General features: G+C 67.7%; 16 protein-coding genes. 2 read left to right on the forward strand and 14 right to left on the reverse strand.

Annotated elements, in window-relative coordinates; genetic code table 11:
* Window positions 1–15: 15 nt before the first annotated feature.
* The 14 genes from hemA to bchF are packed head-to-tail and all read right to left on the reverse strand — an operon-like array spanning window position 16 to window position 15,279.
* Window positions 16–1,230: a 5-aminolevulinate synthase gene (gene hemA, locus DTQ71_RS00510; RefSeq protein ID WP_109562342.1), complete on the reverse strand. Its 1,215-nt coding sequence runs from the start codon at window positions 1,228–1,230 to the stop codon at window positions 16–18.
* Complete coding sequence (gene puhE, locus DTQ71_RS00515; protein WP_109562343.1) at window positions 1,217–2,020, reverse strand: putative photosynthetic complex assembly protein PuhE; 804 nt, start codon at window positions 2,018–2,020, stop codon at window positions 1,217–1,219. The genes hemA and puhE overlap by 14 nt, the downstream gene beginning before the upstream one ends.
* Entirely contained in the window at window positions 2,020–3,144 is a 1,125-nt protein-coding gene (gene acsF, locus DTQ71_RS00520; RefSeq protein WP_109562344.1) for a magnesium-protoporphyrin IX monomethyl ester (oxidative) cyclase, read from the reverse strand. Before acsF ends, puhE begins: the two co-directional genes overlap by 1 nt.
* The gene (locus DTQ71_RS00525) at window positions 3,141–3,437 is read right to left on the reverse strand and encodes a hypothetical protein (RefSeq protein WP_109562345.1); all 297 of its coding nucleotides are present in this window, start codon (window positions 3,435–3,437) and stop codon (window positions 3,141–3,143) included. Before DTQ71_RS00525 ends, acsF begins: the two co-directional genes overlap by 4 nt.
* Before the next feature lie 18 nt (window positions 3,438–3,455).
* The gene (puhC, locus tag DTQ71_RS00530; RefSeq protein WP_109562346.1) at window positions 3,456–3,923 is read right to left on the reverse strand and encodes a photosynthetic complex assembly protein PuhC; all 468 of its coding nucleotides are present in this window, start codon (window positions 3,921–3,923) and stop codon (window positions 3,456–3,458) included.
* 6 nt (window positions 3,924–3,929) lie between these two features.
* Window positions 3,930–4,571, reverse strand: a complete 642-nt coding sequence (gene puhB, locus DTQ71_RS00535; protein ID WP_109562347.1) for a photosynthetic complex putative assembly protein PuhB — start codon at window positions 4,569–4,571, stop codon at window positions 3,930–3,932.
* Between the two features lie 24 nt (window positions 4,572–4,595).
* Window positions 4,596–5,360 (reverse strand): photosynthetic reaction center subunit H, encoded by a 765-nt coding sequence (gene puhA / locus DTQ71_RS00540; RefSeq protein WP_109562348.1) that lies wholly within the window; start codon window positions 5,358–5,360, stop codon window positions 4,596–4,598.
* 11 nt (window positions 5,361–5,371) lie between these two features.
* A complete protein-coding gene (locus tag DTQ71_RS00545) occupies window positions 5,372–6,802 on the reverse strand; it encodes a PucC family protein (protein WP_109562349.1) in 1,431 nt (476 codons plus the stop codon).
* The gene (gene bchM, locus DTQ71_RS00550) at window positions 6,799–7,491 is read right to left on the reverse strand and encodes a magnesium protoporphyrin IX methyltransferase (protein WP_109562350.1); all 693 of its coding nucleotides are present in this window, start codon (window positions 7,489–7,491) and stop codon (window positions 6,799–6,801) included. Before bchM ends, DTQ71_RS00545 begins: the two co-directional genes overlap by 4 nt.
* Window positions 7,491–8,381 (reverse strand): ferredoxin:protochlorophyllide reductase (ATP-dependent) iron-sulfur ATP-binding protein, encoded by an 891-nt coding sequence (bchL, locus tag DTQ71_RS00555; protein WP_109562351.1) that lies wholly within the window; start codon window positions 8,379–8,381, stop codon window positions 7,491–7,493. The genes bchM and bchL overlap by 1 nt, the downstream gene beginning before the upstream one ends.
* An 8-nt stretch (window positions 8,382–8,389) precedes the next feature.
* Window positions 8,390–11,902: a cobaltochelatase subunit CobN gene (locus DTQ71_RS00560; RefSeq protein ID WP_109562352.1), complete on the reverse strand. Its 3,513-nt coding sequence runs from the start codon at window positions 11,900–11,902 to the stop codon at window positions 8,390–8,392.
* A complete protein-coding gene (bchB, locus tag DTQ71_RS00565) occupies window positions 11,892–13,442 on the reverse strand; it encodes a ferredoxin:protochlorophyllide reductase (ATP-dependent) subunit B (RefSeq protein WP_109562353.1) in 1,551 nt (516 codons plus the stop codon). The genes DTQ71_RS00560 and bchB overlap by 11 nt, the downstream gene beginning before the upstream one ends.
* Complete coding sequence (locus tag DTQ71_RS00570; protein ID WP_109562354.1) at window positions 13,439–14,770, reverse strand: ferredoxin:protochlorophyllide reductase (ATP-dependent) subunit N; 1,332 nt, start codon at window positions 14,768–14,770, stop codon at window positions 13,439–13,441. Before DTQ71_RS00570 ends, bchB begins: the two co-directional genes overlap by 4 nt.
* Window positions 14,767–15,279: a 2-vinyl bacteriochlorophyllide hydratase gene (gene bchF, locus DTQ71_RS00575; RefSeq protein ID WP_109562355.1), complete on the reverse strand. Its 513-nt coding sequence runs from the start codon at window positions 15,277–15,279 to the stop codon at window positions 14,767–14,769. Before bchF ends, DTQ71_RS00570 begins: the two co-directional genes overlap by 4 nt.
* Window positions 15,280–15,439: 160 nt before the next feature.
* On the opposite strand from bchF, the gene DTQ71_RS00580 reads away from it, so the two are divergent.
* Complete coding sequence (locus tag DTQ71_RS00580) at window positions 15,440–16,219, forward strand: hypothetical protein (RefSeq protein WP_109562356.1); 780 nt, start codon at window positions 15,440–15,442, stop codon at window positions 16,217–16,219.
* A gap of 42 nt (window positions 16,220–16,261) precedes the next feature.
* The gene (ppsR, locus tag DTQ71_RS00585) at window positions 16,262–17,656 is read left to right on the forward strand and encodes a transcriptional regulator PpsR (protein ID WP_109562357.1); all 1,395 of its coding nucleotides are present in this window, start codon (window positions 16,262–16,264) and stop codon (window positions 17,654–17,656) included.
* Window positions 17,657–17,711: the final 55 nt, after the last annotated feature.

The following is a 17,711-nucleotide window of genomic DNA, read 5'->3' on the forward strand; positions in this document are numbered from 1 at the left end:
CAACCTGTCTCGGGATCACGCCGTCTGGCGCGCGATAGCGCATTGCTTCCACAGAACCTTGAGCGCCATGACCAGGTGCTCGATATCTTGGTCGCTATGTCGCGGGCCGGGGGTGAAGCGCAGGCGCTCCGTGCCCTTGGGGACGGTCGGGTAATTGATCGGCTGCACGTAGATCCCGAACTCGTCCATCAGATAGTCCGACAGCATCCGCGTCTTGACCGGATCCTTCACCATCACCGGGATGATGTGGGAAGGGTTGTCCTCGTGGGGGATTCCCTCGGCATCGAGCCGCGCGCGCAGACGCGCGACTTGGCGGCGCTGAAGGTCGCGCTCGATCTGACTGACCTTGAGATGGCGGATGGAGGTCGTCGCCGCGGCGGCCACGGCGGGCGGCAGGGCGGTGGTGAAGATGAACCCGGAGGCGAAGCTGCGGATGAAGTCGCAGAGCGCGGCCGACCCGGTGATGTAGCCGCCCATCACGCCAAACGCCTTGCCCAGCGTGCCCTCGATCAGGGTGATGCGGTCCATCAGCCCCTCTTGCTCGGCCACGCCGCCGCCGCGGGGGCCGTACATGCCGACCGCGTGGACTTCGTCGAGATAGGTCATGGCGCCGTGCTTTTCGGCGACCTCCACGATCTCGCGGATGGGGGCGATGTCGCCATCCATCGAATAGACGCTCTCGAAGGCGACGATCTTGGTCGCATTGGCGGGCAGCGCGGCCAGCTTGCGGTCGAGATCCTCAACGTCGTTATGCTTCCAGATGACCTTTTGCGCCTTGGAATGGCGGATGCCTTCGATCATCGAGGCGTGGTTGAGGCTGTCGGACAGGATCACGGCATTGGGCAGCCGCGCGCCCAGGGTGCTGAGCGCCGCCCAGTTCGAGACGTAGCCGCTGGTGAAGACCAGCGCGGCCTCCTTGCCGTGGAGATCGGCCAGCTCCGCCTCCAGCTCCAGGTGCTGGTGCTGGGTGCCGGAGATGTTGCGCGTGCCCCCGGCGCCGGTGCCGCATTCGATGGCGGTGCGCGCCATGGCGGTCACGACATCCGGGTGCTGACCCATGCCGAGATAGTCGTTGGAGCACCAGACGGTGACGTCGCGCGTCTCGCCGTCCTTGGTGTTCTTGGCGCGCGGGTGCTGACCGCATTCGCGGGTCAGATCGGCGAAGTAACGATAGTTCCCCTCCGCCTTGAGGGCGTCCAGCTGGGCCTCAAAAAGTTTATCGAACGGCATCGGGCCCCTCCTTCAGAAGTGTCTCTCTCTTCGGCAGCATCCACCGCCACAGTTTCTCGTCTGGCAAACGGACCACCATGAACCAGTGCTCCAACAATGCCAGCGCACAGACCGCCGCCAGCAGCGAAAACCCCACTTGCGCGGCCGCCATCTCCGTCAGGACCACACGCTCCAGCAGGCAGGCGACGGCAAATGACAACCCCGTTACCGAGGTCGGGAACAGCCAGTTGATCCGCGCTTCGCGGAAATGGCTGGGCAAGTGGGCCAGGGGGCGGGGGATGAACTCCGTGTTCACCTTCCGCACCCCGAGATAGAGGTTCAGCTTGGCGCTGATCCGCGCGACATAGAGGATCGCGAACGTCCAGAGCCCGATCCGGTTGGCCGCGCCCTGGGCGGTCAGAGCCATCGCGATCAGCGCCGCGGTCAGGGTCATTTCGTGATAGGCAACCGTGCCCCAGGCGCGGATGAACCGCTCCCATTCCGGGACGCCGGGGCGCGCCGGCAGGTGATGGGGGCCGGTGACGATGCCCGTGAGGAAGGCCAGTTCCAGCCAGGCCCAGACTGCGAGCGCCGAGAAGAACGCGCCATAGACGGCGGCCACGCTCGTCACCTCCAGGGTCAGCCAGAACCCGGCCGCCCCGGCGAGACCCACAGGCAGCGTGGCCAGCACGCAAGTCAGGGGCCGCCCCGCCCGGTCGGCCCAGCGCACCACCACCAGCATCGCCCCGGTGGAGGCCCACCAGGCGAACAGGGCGATCAGCGCCGCGGTCCAGGGCGAGGCGAGCGACATCAGTAAGCGGGCTCCAACCGGGTTTGCGCGGGCACCGTGTGGCGCACCGCCGGGATGGTATAAAGCGACACGAAGGCCGCTGCCGCCCGCGCCGAGGCGGTGGCCTTACCCCAAAGGCGCGCGATCCCGGTCTTCTTCTCGGCCGCGGCCAGATCGACATTCGCCTTGTTCAGCCGCTCCAGCGTCGGCTGCCAACGCGGGTGGTCGATATCAAGCGTGATCGGGAAGACCTGCTTGGAGATCTCGGACGTCTTCGAGAAGACCGAATGGGCATACCAGTCCGGATCGACGCCCAGCGCTTTGTGGAACTCCGGCCGCTGGTGGTCGCGCACATACATCGTGCCGTAGACCGCCGTCAGGAAGAACTTGATCCACCAGACATTGATCCCGCTCGTCAGCTTCGGGTCCGTCTTCATCAGCAGGGCAAAGGCTTCCCCATGGGAGAACTCGTCGTTGCACCATTCCCGGAACCATTTGAAGATCGGGTGGAAGCGGTGCTCGGGGTGCTGCTCCAGATGGCGGAAGATGGTGATGTAGCGGGCGTAGCCGATCTTCTCGCTGAGATAGGTCGCGTAGTAGATGAATTTGGGCCGGAAGTAGGTGTATTTCTTCTTCTGGGTCAGGAAGCCCAAGTTCACCGCGATCCCCGCCTCGCGCAGCGCGTCGTTGATGAAGCCCGCATGCCGCGCCTCGTCCCGCGCCATCAGCTGGAACAGGGTTGTGATGTCGCTGTTGGAGCCCCGGCGCTTCATCTCCTTGTAGAGTACGCAGCCCGAGAACTCGGCGGTGCAGGACGAGATCAGGAAGTCGATGAATTCCCGCTTCAGGGCCGGGTCCATGCCCTCCCAGTCGACCTTGTCCCAGTCCTCGTTCTTCTTGAAATGGCCCTTGTTGGGGTCGGATTTCATCTGGCCGATCAGCTGGTCCCAATCGGCGCGCACGGGCGAGACGTCGATCGCGTCCATCTCGTCGAAATCCGTGGTGTAGAAGCGCGGCGTCAGCAGCGTGTTCGACATCGCCACGCGGGTCGCGCTCTCGCTATCGACGACTTGCTGGTTGTCGGCGGCGAGCGCCGCCTCGACGGTGGTGGCATCGGCGGAATGGGTCGGGGTCTGGACGTTCACGACAGGGCCTCCCCGCTGAAAGAGAACTCGCAGAGCTCCATGAATTCCAGGTCGCCGGTGGCACGGGTCCACATCCGCTCCAGCCCGGAGGCGCGGGTGATGATGGCGGTGCGATGCTCTTCGACGCATTCGCCATAGGGCGCCATGATCTCGGCGCCCTGCACCTCGACGCTGTCGCCCGGATGGACCACCGCGCCGTTATCAAAGCGCACATGCGCCGACAGCTCTTCGAACCGGTGCGAGACGGTGACCGTGCAGGGGGCCCTCTCGCGCGTTCTCGTCAGAAATCCCATGGGTCGTTCCTCCCGATTTCAGTTCAGCAATTTGGCGAAGGTGTCTGCGTTCTTCGCCCCGAATCCGATCAATTCCGCGCGCCACCCGGTCTGGTCGTCGCGCAGGCTCAGTTGGCCATTGGCATAGAGCACCAGGCGGATCGGCCGCACCTGTGTCTCCCCCCGTCTTTCCCGTTCGAACGCAAGGACCCGTTCCACGCCGGCGACGAAGCCGCCTTGACTGGGATCAAGATCGGCGATGACCGAGCCGTTGCTGTCCAGCACGCGGGCCGCGCCCGAGACGCCGTCGGCCTGAAGGAAGATCAGCCGCTCCTTCACGACCTCCACCTCGCCGTCTAGGGCGGGCATCGCTTCGAGCGGGCGGTCGGTGAGCGTGGCATAGGTCGTGATCAGGAGCGCGCAGGCGACGAGAACCGCCATCGCGCGCAGCAGCACGGTGGGGATCATCTCTCGGTCGCGGTGGCGCAGGCGGGCTTCGGGGGTCATCGGGCTCTACTCCGCGGGCATGGGGACGGCGCCCTTGAGCGCCGGTTCTTCGGCGATCACGGGCAGGGTCGCGGCGGCGCCCGCGGCCTCGGCGATCAGCCGGGCCACGCGGGCGGCCTCGGGGATGCAGCGCAGCGCGGGCTGTGTGCGGGCGAACCGCCAGGGCCGCGCATGCGGCCACAGCATGAGGTAGCTGAACCGCGTCTCGCCCAGCGTCCGAAGCGCGATCGTGCCGGTGCCGTCGGCGCGGGTGACGAGATCGGCGGCGCCGACCCATTTGTAGGGAAACTGCATCGTCAGGGTCAGCGCCGCGCCGATGCGCATGATGACCCGCCGATCGGTCACCGTGTAGACGGTCGACCGGGCCTGGGCCCAGGCGATGGCGCCCAAGAGAGCACAACACGCCAGGCCCAGGACCAGGAAGAAGGAGGACTCGGCCGCAGCCCGACCCCATGACATCTCGGCCGCCATCGAGACGGTATTCCAGCCGAAGAACAGCATGAAATAGCCCGCCACCCAGCGCAGGCGCAGCGCATCGCGCGCCAGCGCCCAGGCCGAGGGCGCGCCCTGCCACAGGATGCGTTCGCCGTCGGGCAGCATCTGCGGCAGGCCCCTGATGGGCTCCTGGTCGAAATCGTCATGGTCCATGGGCCGGTCCTCCCGTTCAGGTCTTCAGAGCTGCGGCTCCTGCCGGTCGAGGCTGGCATAGAGCTTGCCGCCACCGACGAAGCCCATGATCTTCTCCTCCTCCAGCATGGTCACCTGGGTCGGCGACTTGGTGGCGGGGATCTGAGCGAAGTGCTTCTTGTGCAGGGCCTTGATCTCGACATGGTCGCCATGGATGCGGGCCAGCGTCAGCGGCACGATCCGCTTGCCGGCATCGGCCACGTCGATTTCCAGATAGCGGACCAGCTGTTCGGGCACGTCGATCCACATATCGCTGACCTCGCCCGCAATCTTGCCGTCATCGCCCATCACGGGCAGGCCGCGCGGATCGGTGCCGGCGCTCACGCGGAAGCCGTCGAGCCCGTTCATGGGCGCGAGCTTCGGGTGGCCGTGGCCGTCAAGCTCAGGCAGGTCGCGGCGCGGCGCCCAGGAGGCGGGGCCGACGCCGTCCAGCATCGGATCGCCCGTGGGCTCGAACGGAAAGCCGTTGGGCACAGTCGACTTGCGCATCGCGATCTCGCGTCCCTCGGGATCGACATTCGGCTGCACCACCGAGCCGCGGCCGTGGGGCAGCGTGAAGGTCTTCTGCCCCGGCAACGGGAACGGCCCCTGATTGGGCGCGAGCGTGCCGTCGTCGTTTTCGAGCGGGTAGCCTTCCCGCATGTTCTCGGTCTGCAGATAGAAGATCAGCAGCGCGAAGAAGCCGTAGAAGAGCCACAAGCTGAGGCTCACGAGGTCGAATTGACCGAAGAACGGTTCCACCTGTTCCATCGGGTCCTCCTTTACGTTGGGAAGTCGGCCAGTCCGATCCTGGCCTCCTTCTGGTCGGGTCTGTCTGTCTGTTCGGTGCGTCTGACGAGCGGGCCGAGCGCCACGAGCGTCAGGAAAAGAAGGCCTATCTCCAGGTGGTAGACCACCGAGTAGCCGGTCGTGGGCGCGGCCAGCGCCTCGCCCAGCACACCCGTGCTGGCCAGCGCGTCCACGCCGTCGCGAATGCCGCCGCCCAGCGCGGTGCTGAGCCCCTGTGCCGTCGCCTGCGCCGCGCCCCAGGCGCCCAGCGCGAGGCCTCGCCCGGCGAGATCGGTCACGGGCAGCGTCATGGCCGTGGTCAGGGTGGCCACGGCGAAAAGCCCACCGCCGAAGCCGATCCCAAGCGATCCGGTGAAGAATAGAGGTGCGGAGTCGAGCGGCGCGGCGAAGATCACCGCGCAGAAGGCGCCGATCCCCACCAGCACGCCCCGCCCGGCCATGCGCGTGGTGTTGATTCCCTCGGTCAGCCATTTCGCCGCCAGGAAGAAGGCACCGATCGCCCCGATGGCCCAGGTCGCCGTCAGCAGCGTGGTCTTCGACACCGACAGGCCCAGGATCTCGCCGCCATACGGCTCCAGCAGGACATCCTGCATGTTGAACGCCATGGTCCCGAGGAAGACCGCGGCCAGCAGCCGCCCGGCGGTGCCGCCCCGGGTCAGGTCGGCCCAGGCATCCTTGAAGGCTGGGGGCGGCGCGGCGCGCTCCTCCTTGGTGGTGGGTCGCAGGCTCTCCTGCTTCCAGAGCGCCACGACATTGAGCGCCAGCGTCACGACCGCCGTGCCCTGCACCACCTGGATCAGCTTGACCCCATCGAAATCGCGCAGCAGCCAGCCGATGATGATCGCGCTGATCAGCATCCCGAGCAGGAAGGCCACGTAAAGCAGCGCGACGACCCGGGGCCGGGTCTCGTCATCGGCGCGGTCGGCGGCCAGGGCCAGGCCCGCCGTCTGCGTCATGTGCATGCCGAGGCCCGTCATCACGAAGGCGCAGGCCGCCGCGAATTCCCCCGCGAAGGGCGGCACATAGGTCTGGTCGTAGCCGCCCAGGATCAGCAGCGCGAAGGGCATGATCGCGAGCCCGCCGAACTGCCAGAGCGTGCCGAACCACAGATAGGGAATGCGCTTCCACCCGATGGCGGAGCGGTAGGTGTCGGACTTGAAGCCGAGGAGCGCCCGGAAGGGAGCGACGAGGACCGGCAGCGCGATCATCGCGGCGACCAGGAAGGCCGAAAGACCCAGTTCGACGATCATCACCCGGTTGAGCGTGCCCAGCAGCATCACGGCGGCCATGCCGACCGAGATCTGGAACAGCGACAGCCGCAGCAATTGCGGCAGCGGCAGGCCCGCCGATCCGGCATCGCTGAAGGGCAGAGCCTTCAGGGCGATATGCCGGAAGCCGCTCATGCGCGCAGCTCCAGCGCGGTCGAGATGTAGAACCCGCTCGAAACCTGGGCGAGGAGGGTGCCGTCCAGCCGCGCCGCGAGCTTCTTCATGTCATGAGGCACCATCGCCGGGGAGCGATCGCGCCGCGGAAAGGCCTTGCCCGCCCAGAACATCGTCTGCAGCAGAGGGGTGCGCGGCGCGAGGCTCGTCACGATCAGACCGGCGCGGCCGCGAAGTTCGTCCAGGCGGGCGGTCAGCTCGGCGGCGCGGTAGTAGATCATCGAATCCTGCGCGACGACCGCGTCAAACCGCCCCAGATCCCGGTCGAACATATCCCCCATCAGAAACCGCACGCGAGGGCGCGCCGCCGGGTCCAGCCGGTCCTGCGCCACGGTCAGCATCGCGGCGGCCACGTCGACGGCCACGACCTCCGCCCCGCGCAGCGCCAGCGCCTCGGCCTTGGCCCCGGTGCCGCAACCGGCATCGAGCACCCGCATGCCAGTGAGATCGGCGGGCAGGCGCGACAGGATCAGATCCCGCATTTCGGTCCGACCGGCGCGCACCGTCTCGCGGATGCGCGACACCCGGGCCTCGCCGGTCAGGTCGCGCCAAGCCGCCGCCGCGCGCGTGTCGAAATATTCCTGCACGCGACTCCGGGTCGCGTCATAGGGCCCGGCCGCGGAAAGATCCCTATGGGCGTCGGTTACCATCAGTCGAACCCCAGCAATTCGAAGATCTCGCGATCCGGCAGCGGCTCGGGCGCCAGCCCCTCGGTTCCGTCCCAGAGCAGCTGCGCAAGCCGCACGTATTCGGCGCGGCAGCGGACGATGTCCTCCTCGTCGGGCATCTCGAAGAGCGTCTTCTTCTTGAGCCGCGAGCGCCGGATCGCATCGACATCCGGCATATGCGCGATCCGGTCGAAGCCCACCGCCTTGCAGTAGCGGTCGACTTCGTCCGTCTCGCGGGAGCGGTTGGCGACGCAGCCCGCGAGCCGCACCTTGTAGTTCTTGGCCTTGGCCTGCACCGCCGCGATGATCCGGTTCATCGCGTAGATGCTGTCGAAATCGTTGGCGGTGACGATCAGCGCCCGGTCGGCATGTTGCAGCGGCGCGGCAAAGCCGCCGCAGACCACGTCGCCCAGAACGTCGAAGATCACGACATCGGTATCTTCCAGCATGTGGTGCTGCTTCAGAAGCTTAACCGTCTGCCCCACGACATAGCCGCCGCAGCCCGTGCCGGCGGGCGGCCCGCCCGCCTCGACGCATTGCACGCCACCATAGCCCACGGCGACGAAATCCTCGGGGCGCAGCTCCTCGGCGTGGAAATCGACCTCCTTCAACGTGTCGATCACCGTCGATTGCAGCCGCCCGGTCAGGGTGAAGGTGCTGTCATGCTTCGGGTCGCAGCCGATCTGGAGCACGCGCTTGCCGAGCTTGGTGAAGGCGGCGGAGAGGTTGCTCGACGTCGTCGACTTCCCGATCCCGCCCTTGCCATAGACCGAGAAGACCTTGGCCCCCTCGATCCGGGCGCTCGCGTCCTGGTGGACCTGGACCGAGCCTTCTCCGTCCAAGCCTTTCAGGTCTGGGATATCCTTCGGCATCTCGCCTCCTATTCCGCCGCCATGCCGACGATGCCTTCGAGCCGGTCTTCCAGCTCGTCGGCGGCGTTCTGCAGGGCTGCCAATGTCTCGGCGTCGGGCTGCCAGAAGTCGCGGTCGCCCGCCTCCAGCAGCCGGTTCGCCATGCGCGCGCTGGCCTTGGGGTTCAGCTCCGCCAGGCGGCGGCGCATCTCCTCGTCCAGAACGAATGTCTCGCTGAGCCGGGCATAGACCCAGGGCTCCACCGAGCCGGTCGTCGCCGACCAGCCCAGCGTGTTGGTCACCTGCGCCTCGATCATCGAGACGCCCTCGGACCCGTGCTTGAGCAGCCCCTCGAACCAGCGGGGGTTGAGGCTGCGGGAGCGGGTCTCGAGCGCGACCTGATCGGCCAGGGTGCGCACCTTGGCCGCGCCGGTGGTCTGGTCGCCGATATAGACCGGCGCCTCGCTGCCCTTGGCCCGCTTCACCGCGCGGCTGATGCCGCCCAGCGTGTCGAAGTAATGGTCGACCGTGGTCACGCCCAGCTCGACCGATTCCAGGTTCTGATAGGCGAGGTCCACGTCCGAGAGCGCGGCCTGCATCACCTCGGCCTGCCGCGCGGCCTTGCCATCGCGGCCATAGGCGAAGGATTTGCGCGCCTCGAAGGCATCGGCCAACTCGCCCTCATCCTCCCAGGCGCCGCTATCGACGAGCTGGTTGACGTTGGAGCCATAGGCGCCCTCGGCATTCGAGAACACGCGCAGCGCCGCCGTCTCCAGGTCGCAGCCGACTTTCGCCGCATAGGCAAGGGCATGGGCGCGGACGAAATTCTGCGTCTCGGGTTCGTCGGCTGTGGCGGCCAGCCAGGCGGCCTCGGCCAACAGGCGCGTCTGCAAGGGCAGCAGATCGCGGAAGATGCCCGAGAGCGTCATCACCACGTCGATCCGCGGCCGACCCAGTTCGGCCAGCGGGATCAGCTCCGCCCCGGCGAGCCGCCCGTAATGATCGAAGCGCGGCCGCGCCCCCAGCAGCGCCAGCGCCTGCCCGATGGGCACGCCGTCGGACTTGATGTTGTCCGACCCCCAAAGCACCAGCGCGACGGAACGCGGCATCTCGGCATGGGTCTCGATCAACAGGTCGGCCTGCCGCGCCCCATCGGCCAACGCATAAGCCGTGGGCATCCGGAATGGGTCGAAGGCGTGGATGTTGCGGCCCGCCGGCAGCACCTCGGGCGAGCGGATCAGGTCGCCGCCCGGCACGGGCGCGACGAAGCGCCCCGAGAGCGCCCGCATCAGCCCGTCGAGCTCAGCGGAGCTGCGCAGCGCCTCTTCCGCGCTTGCCCGCGCGTCCGCAGCCTGATGCCCGAGATAGGCCGCCATCTGCGCATCGCTCAGATCCCCGCCAACCACGTGCAGCCCATCGGGGATGAGCGCCGCCTCGGTCTCCAGCAGCGTCAGCCACAGCGCATCCGGGTCGGCGCCGTCCATATCGACCGCCGCCGCCTGATCGGCGATCAGATCGGCCAGCGCCTCGGAACGGTCGCCCCCGCGCCAGCGATCCACGGAATCCTTGAGCGCTTGCAACCCCTTGTAGAGCCCCGATGCCAGCAGCGGCGGGGTCACATGGGTCACCGTCACCGCGTTGGAGCGGCGCTTGGCTAGCGACGCCTCGGATGGGTTGTTGGACGCATAGAGATAGACGTTGGGCAGGTCGCCGATCAGCCGGTCGGGCCAGTCGCCCGGCCCCATCCCGGCCTGTCGGCCCGGCATGAACTCCAACGCGCCATGCATCCCGAAATGCAGCACCGCGTCGGTGCCGAAATCGTCCCGCAGCCAGCGGTAGAAGGCCCCGAACGCATGGGTCGGCGCAAAGCCCTTCTCGAAGAGCAACCGCATCGGATCGCCCTCGTACCCGAAGGCGGGCTGGAGCCCGACGAAGACATTGCCGAACCGCGCGCCCAGCACGAAGACCCCGCGCCCGTCGGACTGGGCGCGGCCCGGCGCGGGCCCCCAGGCGGCCTCGGTCTCGGCCAGATAGGGATCCTCCGCGACCAGCCGGTCGGCCGCGACATGCGCGGCGACATTGGCGTCCTGGCCATGAATGGCGGCGTTGCCCTCCAGCACGGCCGCGCGCAGCGCCTCGACCGAAGGCGGCACCTCCACGTCGTGCCCCTCGGCCGCGAGGCGGCGCAAGGTATTCAGCAGGCTCTCCCAAACGGCCAGATAGGCCGCGGAGCCGGACCGCCCGGCATTGGGCGGGAAGTTGAACAGGACAATGGCGACCTTCCGGTCCGCGGCACGCGAGCGACGCAGCGCCGCGAGGCGCGCGGCCTTGGCCACCAATGCTTCAACCCGCTCCGGGCAGGGCGCCAACTCCCGCGTTCCGGCGCCGCGGCACATGCGGGCGCAGCCATGACAGCCCTCCGCGCCATGGCGCCCGGCAAAGACCGTCGGACAAGTCGCGCCGTCGATCTCCGGCAAGGCGATCAGCATGGTCGTCTCGACCGGACCCAGCCCCTGCCGCGCCCCCGCCCATTGACCCAGCGTCTGGAATTCCAACGGATGGGCGGCGAGATAGGGCATGTCGAGCCCCACGAGCGTCTCCACCGCGGCGGGCGAATCGTTATAGGCGGGCCCGCCCACCAAGCTGAAACCCGACAGCGAGACCAGCGCATCGATCCGGCCCCCGTCGAGATAGGCGGCGATGGCCGGCCGCATGTCGAGCCCGCCCGCGAAGGCGGGCAGCACGCGAATCCCCCGGGCCTCGAACGCGCGGATCACCGCGTCGTAATGGGCCGTGTCCCCCGCCAGAACATAAGAGCGCATCAGCAACAGCCCGACCGCCGGCCCGGTCCCGCCGGGCAAGTCGCTGGCCTCCGTCGTGATGCGGTTCGCGAGGTCGGGATGGTAGAGCCCGACCTCCGGATAGGCGATGGGAGCGGCGGCCCGCGTCTCGAACCGGCCGTAACGGCCGATGAGATGCCGCAGCAGCCCCTCGAAATTGTCGTCCGACCCGCCCAGCCAATATTGCATGCACAGGAACCAGGCTCGCAGGTCCTGCGCCTTGCCGGGGATGTAGCGCAGCAGCTTGGGCAGGCGGCGCAGCATCCGCATCTGCTTCTCGCCCGACGAGCCCGAGGGCGCCTTCGACCCGCGCAGCCGCTTGAGCAGCTCGACAGCGGCCGAAGACGGCGCAGCCATGTCCAACTCGCCCATCCGCGTCGCCTTCACGACGGCCGGGTCCGAAACCATGCCGACCATCGCGTCGCAACGGTCGCGGCGGGCCAGCAGGTTGGGCAGGATCGCGCGGACATGCTCGTCGATGAAGAGCAGGCCGCAAATCACGATATCGGCGGTGTCGACGGCGGCCCGCGCCGCCTCCAGCGCGCCGGGCGTCTCCGACCAGGCGGCGGCGGCATGGACCTCGACCGTCAGCCCAGGGAACTCGGCCGCCAGCCGTAACCCGACCCGATCGACGGGGCCCGCCGCATGCGCATCCATCGTCACGATGACGATGCGATAGGGGAGAGGCCCGTCACCGCGCATAGTGGGCCTTCGCTTCATAGAGCGTCTCGACGGTGATTTCTGCCACACCCCGTTCGGCGGCAAAACTCTCGGTGTTGCGCCGCGCCTTGCCGCGCACGAAGAACGGGATCTTGCGCAACTCCTTCTCGGCCAGGGCGTGCCAGACGATATCGAGCGCGTTCTCTTCCTTCTTCCCTGCGGAAATATCCCGGGGGGTCTGGGGGGCTGGCCCCCCAGCCTCTCCGCCGGGCGCGTGGCCGCCATGATGCGAAGGGCCGGCGGCGTCGGAGAACTCGAAATCCTCGCGGAACATCGTCAAGAGATGCTCCTCCAGCCCCATCACCAACGGATGCACCCAGGTGTCGAACAGCACGTTCGCGCCTTCGACTCCCATCTGCGGCGAATGACGCGCGGGAAAGTCCTGGACATGGACCGGCGCGGAGATCACCGCGCAGGGGATGCCCAGACGCTTCCCGATATGGCGCTCCATCTGGGTGCCGAGGATCATCTCGGGCGCGGCGGCGGCGATGGCGCGCTCGACCTCCAGATAGTCGTCGGTGATCGTGGCCTCGACGCCCATATCGCGGGCCAAGGCACGGACGGGACGCGCGAATTCGCGGTTGTAGCAGCCCAGCCCGCAGACCTCGAAGCCCATCTCGTCGCGGGCCACCTTGGCAGCCGCCATCGCATGGGTCGCGTCGCCGAAGACGAAGACGCGCTTGCCGGTCAGGTAGGTGCTGTCGACCGACGCGCTCCACCAGGGCTGGCGCAGGTCGCCGGTATCGAGTCGCGGCGCGACGCCGGCCATCTCGGCCACCTCGGCGACGAAGGCGCGGGTGGCGCGGGTGCCGATGGGGATGGTCCTGGTGTAGGGCTGGCCGTGCTCGCGCTCCAGCCAGCGGGCGGCCGCTTCGCCGTGCTCGGGATAGAGCAGCACGTTGAAATGGGCGGCGCCCAGGCGGGTGAGGTCCGAGGGGCGCGCCCCCATCGGCGCGACCACGTTCACGGCGATCCCCATCGCGTCGAGAAGCTTGGTCACCTCAACGACATCGTCGCGGTGGCGGAAGCCCAGGCCGGTGGGCCCCAGGATGTTGCAGCTGACCTCGGGCGTCCGCGCGCAGGGCGTCGCGAGCCTCCGGGCGAGCTGGTAGAAGGTCTCGTCGGTACCGAACAGCTCCTTGCGGGAATAGCTGGGCAATTCCAGAGCGATGACGGGGACAGGCAGGCCCAGCCGCTCGGCCAGCCCGCCGGGGTCGTCCTGGATCAGCTCGGCGGTGCAGGAGGCCCCGACGATCAGCGCCTCGGGCTTGAACCGCTCATAGGCGGCGAGGCAGGCGTCGCGGAACAGCGTCGCGGTATCGGCGCCCAGATCGCGGGCCTGGAAGGTGGTGTAGGTGACCGGCGGGCGCTTGCCGCGCCGCTCGATCATGGTGAAAAGCAGATCGGCATAGGTGTCGCCCTGGGGCGCGTGCAGGACGTAGTGCAACCCCTCCATGCCGGTGGCCACGCGCATGGCGCCGACATGCGGCGGGCCCTCATATGTCCAGACCGTGAGCTTCATTCGCGGGCGGAAGCGGGGGCCAGCCCCCGCACCCCCGGAGTATTTTCGGCCAGAAGAAGGGGGGCCGGGTCGGTCAGGATCCGCTTGCGGCGTAGCGGCCGGGCGAAGAGCGCGGCGAGATCGCCGGCCTGTTCGTAGAAATGGACGGGGGTGAAGACCAGCTCGATGGCCCATTTCGTCGTCAGCCCCTCGGATTCGAGGGGATTGGCGAGGCCCATGCCACAGACCGTCAGATCCGGTCGGTCGGCGCGCACGCGGTCCAGCTGACGATCCACGTCCTGGCCCTCGGAGAGCCGGGCGCCTTGGGGCAACAGGGCCAGCTCCGGCCCCATCAATCCGGCATGCAGGTAGGGCGTACCGATCTCCACCGGCTCCATCCCGCATTCGCGGGACAGAAAGCGGGCGAGAGGCAGTTCGAGTTGGCTGTCGGGAAGGAAGGTGATGCGCTTGCCCGCCAGCGTCTCGGCGGCGGCGGCCACGGCCCGGCGGGCGCGGGCGCGGGGCGCATCGGTGACACGGGCGAAGGTGGCCTCGTCGATGCCGAACGCCTCCGCCACCGCGCGCAGCCAAGCGGTCGTCCCCTCTTCTCCGAAGGGGAACGGCGCCGCGATTCGGGTCGCGCCGCGCCCGTCCAGGGCCGCCGCCGTGTCCCCCAGAAACGGCTGGAGCAGGGCGTATCGCGTATTTGGCCCGACCGCGGGATCCTGATCGGCGCGGCGACCGGGGAGGACCTGGACGTGATCGATACCAAGCCCCGCCAGGAGGGTGCGGGCCTGATCCTCGACGACGTCAGGCAGCGCGCCGACCAGGAGGAGGTTGGCAGCATCGGTCGAAGGCAGGCCCGGCACCATGGCGGCGAGACATGCATCCTCGCCCTGGGTGAAGGTCGTCTCGATCCCGCTGCCGGAATAGTTCAACACCCGGACATGGGGGGCGTGGACCTGGGTCAGCCGCTCCGCCGCGCGGGCGAGGTCCAGCTTGATGACTTCGGAGGGGCAGGAGCCCACGAGGAAGAGCTGCCGGATGTCAGGCCGCCTGGTGAGCAGCCGCGCGACCTCCCGGTCGAGCTCATCATTGGCGTCCTTGAGGCCGGCCAGATCGCCCTCCTCCAGGATCGCGGTGCCGAAGCGGGGCTCGGCGAAGATCATCACGCCCGCGGCCGATTGCAGCAGATGCGCGCAGGTGCGGGAGCCGACCACGAGGAAGAAAGCATCCTGCATCTTGCGGTGCAGCCAGACGATTCCCGTGAGGCCGCAGAACACCTCGTGCTGGCCGCGCTCCCGCAGAACTGGGGCTGATTGGCAGCCGAACGGAGTCGCATCGTTCATGCTGGCGCCCCTTCCAACCGCGCCATGCGCAGCTTCCAGATGAATTGGACGGCGTTGACCAGGTAGGCCGCATAGGCGGCCAAGGCGCAGGCCATTTCGGCCACCGGAGAGAAGCCGCCCCAGAGGATCATCGCGACATAGGAAAGATGAAGCGCGATGACGCCGAAGCTCACGACATCCTCCCAGAAGAAGGCCGGCGCGAAGAGCCAATGACCGAATACGACCTTCTCCCAGATCGAGCCAGTGATCATGATCGTGAGCAAAACCAAAGTCTTGACGACAATCGAAGCGGTCGCGACCGCATAGCCCTCGCCGGTCAGCAGGAAGCGGGCGACAAGCCCGAGGGAGACCAGGAAGACCACGAACTGAACCGGCGCGAGGATGCCCTGGACCAGCGTCCAACGCGTCGCGTCGCGGCGGGCGCGCTCCTCCGGCGAATAGAGCCGGGACGGCGTGGATGTCAGGCGCGAAGCGGTCACGGTTCTCGAGTCTCCCTCAAAACGTATCATCGGAATGACGCGTAAATTGTCAACTTGAACTTACACTCACTTCCACATACTGTCGACCTTGCGAGACGTGGGGTCGCGAGAATTCTGTCACCTTGGTTTGACAGAACCCGTGTCGAGAGGTTTTGTGAGGGCGCGCGCGCGCTCGACGAGGTAGCCACCGATGAGCAAGACCAGACTCGCGATTCAGTCCCTGCCCGAGGCCGTCGCCGCTTCGGTCCTGACGCAGCAGGCGGATCGCTTCGCAGATCTGATGGGCAGGGCGGGAGCCGACCCGACGCTGATCGACGCCTTCACGCCCATGGCCGAGCGGATCTTTCTGCATCCCGACGAGACCCCTCGACGCACACTGCTGGCGGCCGGCGAGGCGAATGCGCGCCTGGGCGAGACCCTGCTCGGGGCGATCTTCCCTCGGGTGGCCGCGCTGCTGGAGGAGGGGTGGAACACCGATCGGCTGTCCTTCGTGGACGTCACGATCGCGGCGACCCGCCTTCAGGACGCCGTCCGCCAGCTGGGTCGCTTCGTTTTGCCGGTGCAGGCGGACGCGCTCGTCATGATCGTCCCGCCTTGGGAACAGCACGGCTTGCCGCCGAGCCTAGCGGCATCACGGCTCCGGCGGATGGGCATGCCGACGCGACTCGTCTCTGGACTTCCAGCGCGGCAGATGCTGGCCCTGATCGCGCGGACAGGCCCGTCGGGCGTCCTGATCAGCGTCGGAAGCCATCGGTCGGCGGCAAAGCTGCGCCCGCTGATCGGGGCGCTGCGCCACCAGTTGCAACGCGTCTTACCCATCGTCGTCGGTGGTCCGGCGATGGAGGCGGACAGCGCCCTGTGTCGTTTGAGCGGCGCAGATCTTGCAACGAACGACCTAGCGGAAGCGTTGAGCTTTTGCGATCTCGCACTAGGTAGTAAGGCTCTTCACCAAGCCGATGTCGATGCGTGAAGGGGGAGTTTCGCGCAACGCGCCACGAATGGGACAGTCTGCATGAACACGCGCGAAAGCGACTTCTGGAACGAACGGTCCGGCCCCCGCATCGCGCCCGAGCATTTCGGCGAGATTGTCGCCACCGCCGCCGATATCGCCCTCGTGGTGGGCGAGGGTGGGACCATCATCTCGTTCACCACGAACCCGCTCAATTCCGCGATCGGCCGGATCGATCATTGGGAGGGGCGGCCGATCACCGATTTCCTCTCGGCCGACAGCACCGCCAAGGTCACGCGGCAGATCGCCGCGACCATCCGCGGGGAGGAGCGGCCGACCGCCATCGAGGTCAACCATGTCGACGGCGCGGCCTGGGACTTTCCGGTGCGCTACACCACCCATCTGACCGGGCGCGACGGCCGCGTTCTGATGCTGGGCCGCGATCTCCGGCCCCTAGCCGAGTTGCAGCAGCGCCTGGTGCGCGCGCAGATCGCCATCGAAAAGGACTACGAGCAGCAGCGGATCTACGAGACGCGCTACCGCGTCCTGCTGGAAGCGACCCGCGAGGCGGTCGTTCTGGTGGAGGCCGCATCGGGCCGGATGTTGGATGTGAGCGACGCGGCCGCCCGGTTGCTCGGCTCCGACCGGGGCACGCTGACCGGAGGCGCCTTCACCCAGGAGTTCACGGGCCGCCGCCGGTCGGAATTCATGGACGCGCTGAGCCGCGCCTCGGGCGAGGAGCGGGGACATGTCGTCGCCAGCCTGCGCGACGGACGCGAGGTGACGCTGCGCCCGGTCTTGTTCCGAAACGCCGGAGACCGCGTCTTGCTGTGCCGAATCGAGAGGGCCAACACTCCGGCGCAGGCGGAAGATGTCGCGCTGGAGGCGCTTTTCGACGGCGCGCGCGAAGCCATCGTCCTCACCGATGGCGAAGGCCGAATCCAGCGCGCCAATGACAGCTTCCTGACGATGATGGAGATCGATTCGCTGACCGAACTGCGGGGCCGCACCCTGAGCGAGTTGCTGGTTCGGGGCGGGGTCGACCTCAAGGTGCTGCATGATGGCGGACAGGCCATGCCCCTGGCCACACGGCTGGTGACGCGGTTCGGCTCCCATTTGCCGGTGGAGGTGACCTGTGCGGGCCCGATCGGCGCCGGACATGGCTATGTCTTCCGCGAAAGCTCCCGCAGCGCCGCGCTCGACGGCGAGGCCGCGCCGTCCGACGGCCTGAACGGCCTCGGCGCGGATGCGTCGCGCGTTCAGATGCTGGTCGGATCCGCACCGTTGCGCGACATCGTCGCCTCGATGACCGATGTCATCGAGAAGCAGTGCATCGAGACCGCCATCGAGCTGACCGACAACAATCGCGTCGCCGCCGCCGAGATGCTCGGCCTCAGCCGCCAGAGCCTCTACGTCAAGCTGCGCAAATACGGCCTCTTGCAGCGCGACGAGACGTGACGCCGCATATGGTGTAAACCTGTTGTGACACATGGGGTGTATGATCTATCATACG

It is taken from the genome of Jannaschia seohaensis (genome assembly GCF_900116765.1).
In the GTDB taxonomy this organism is placed as follows: domain Bacteria; phylum Pseudomonadota; class Alphaproteobacteria; order Rhodobacterales; family Rhodobacteraceae; genus Jannaschia; species Jannaschia seohaensis.

Bases quoted from the DNA above. Each gene is read 5' to 3' on its own strand.
- hemA (WP_109562342.1), bottom strand. From the start codon at position 1,230: ATGCCGTTCGATAAACTTTTTGAGGCCCAGCTGGACGCCCTCAAGGCG.
- puhE (WP_109562343.1), bottom strand. From the start codon at position 2,020: ATGTCGCTCGCCTCGCCCTGGACCGCGGCGCTGATCGCCCTGTTCGCC.
- DTQ71_RS00525 (WP_109562345.1), bottom strand. From the start codon at position 3,437: ATGGGATTTCTGACGAGAACGCGCGAGAGGGCCCCCTGCACGGTCACC.
- puhC (WP_109562346.1), bottom strand. From the start codon at position 3,923: ATGACCCCCGAAGCCCGCCTGCGCCACCGCGACCGAGAGATGATCCCC.
- puhB (WP_109562347.1), bottom strand. From the start codon at position 4,571: ATGGACCATGACGATTTCGACCAGGAGCCCATCAGGGGCCTGCCGCAG.
- puhA (WP_109562348.1), bottom strand. From the start codon at position 5,360: ATGGAACAGGTGGAACCGTTCTTCGGTCAATTCGACCTCGTGAGCCTC.
- DTQ71_RS00545 (WP_109562349.1), bottom strand. From the start codon at position 6,802: ATGAGCGGCTTCCGGCATATCGCCCTGAAGGCTCTGCCCTTCAGCGAT.
- bchM (WP_109562350.1), bottom strand. From the start codon at position 7,491: ATGGTAACCGACGCCCATAGGGATCTTTCCGCGGCCGGGCCCTATGAC.
- bchL (WP_109562351.1), bottom strand. From the start codon at position 8,381: ATGCCGAAGGATATCCCAGACCTGAAAGGCTTGGACGGAGAAGGCTCG.
- DTQ71_RS00560 (WP_109562352.1), bottom strand. From the start codon at position 11,902: ATGCGCGGTGACGGGCCTCTCCCCTATCGCATCGTCATCGTGACGATG.
- bchB (WP_109562353.1), bottom strand. From the start codon at position 13,442: ATGAAGCTCACGGTCTGGACATATGAGGGCCCGCCGCATGTCGGCGCC.
- DTQ71_RS00570 (WP_109562354.1), bottom strand. From the start codon at position 14,770: ATGAACGATGCGACTCCGTTCGGCTGCCAATCAGCCCCAGTTCTGCGG.
- bchF (WP_109562355.1), bottom strand. From the start codon at position 15,279: ATGATACGTTTTGAGGGAGACTCGAGAACCGTGACCGCTTCGCGCCTG.
- DTQ71_RS00580 (WP_109562356.1), top strand. From the start codon at position 15,440: ATGAGCAAGACCAGACTCGCGATTCAGTCCCTGCCCGAGGCCGTCGCC.
- ppsR (WP_109562357.1), top strand. From the start codon at position 16,262: ATGAACACGCGCGAAAGCGACTTCTGGAACGAACGGTCCGGCCCCCGC.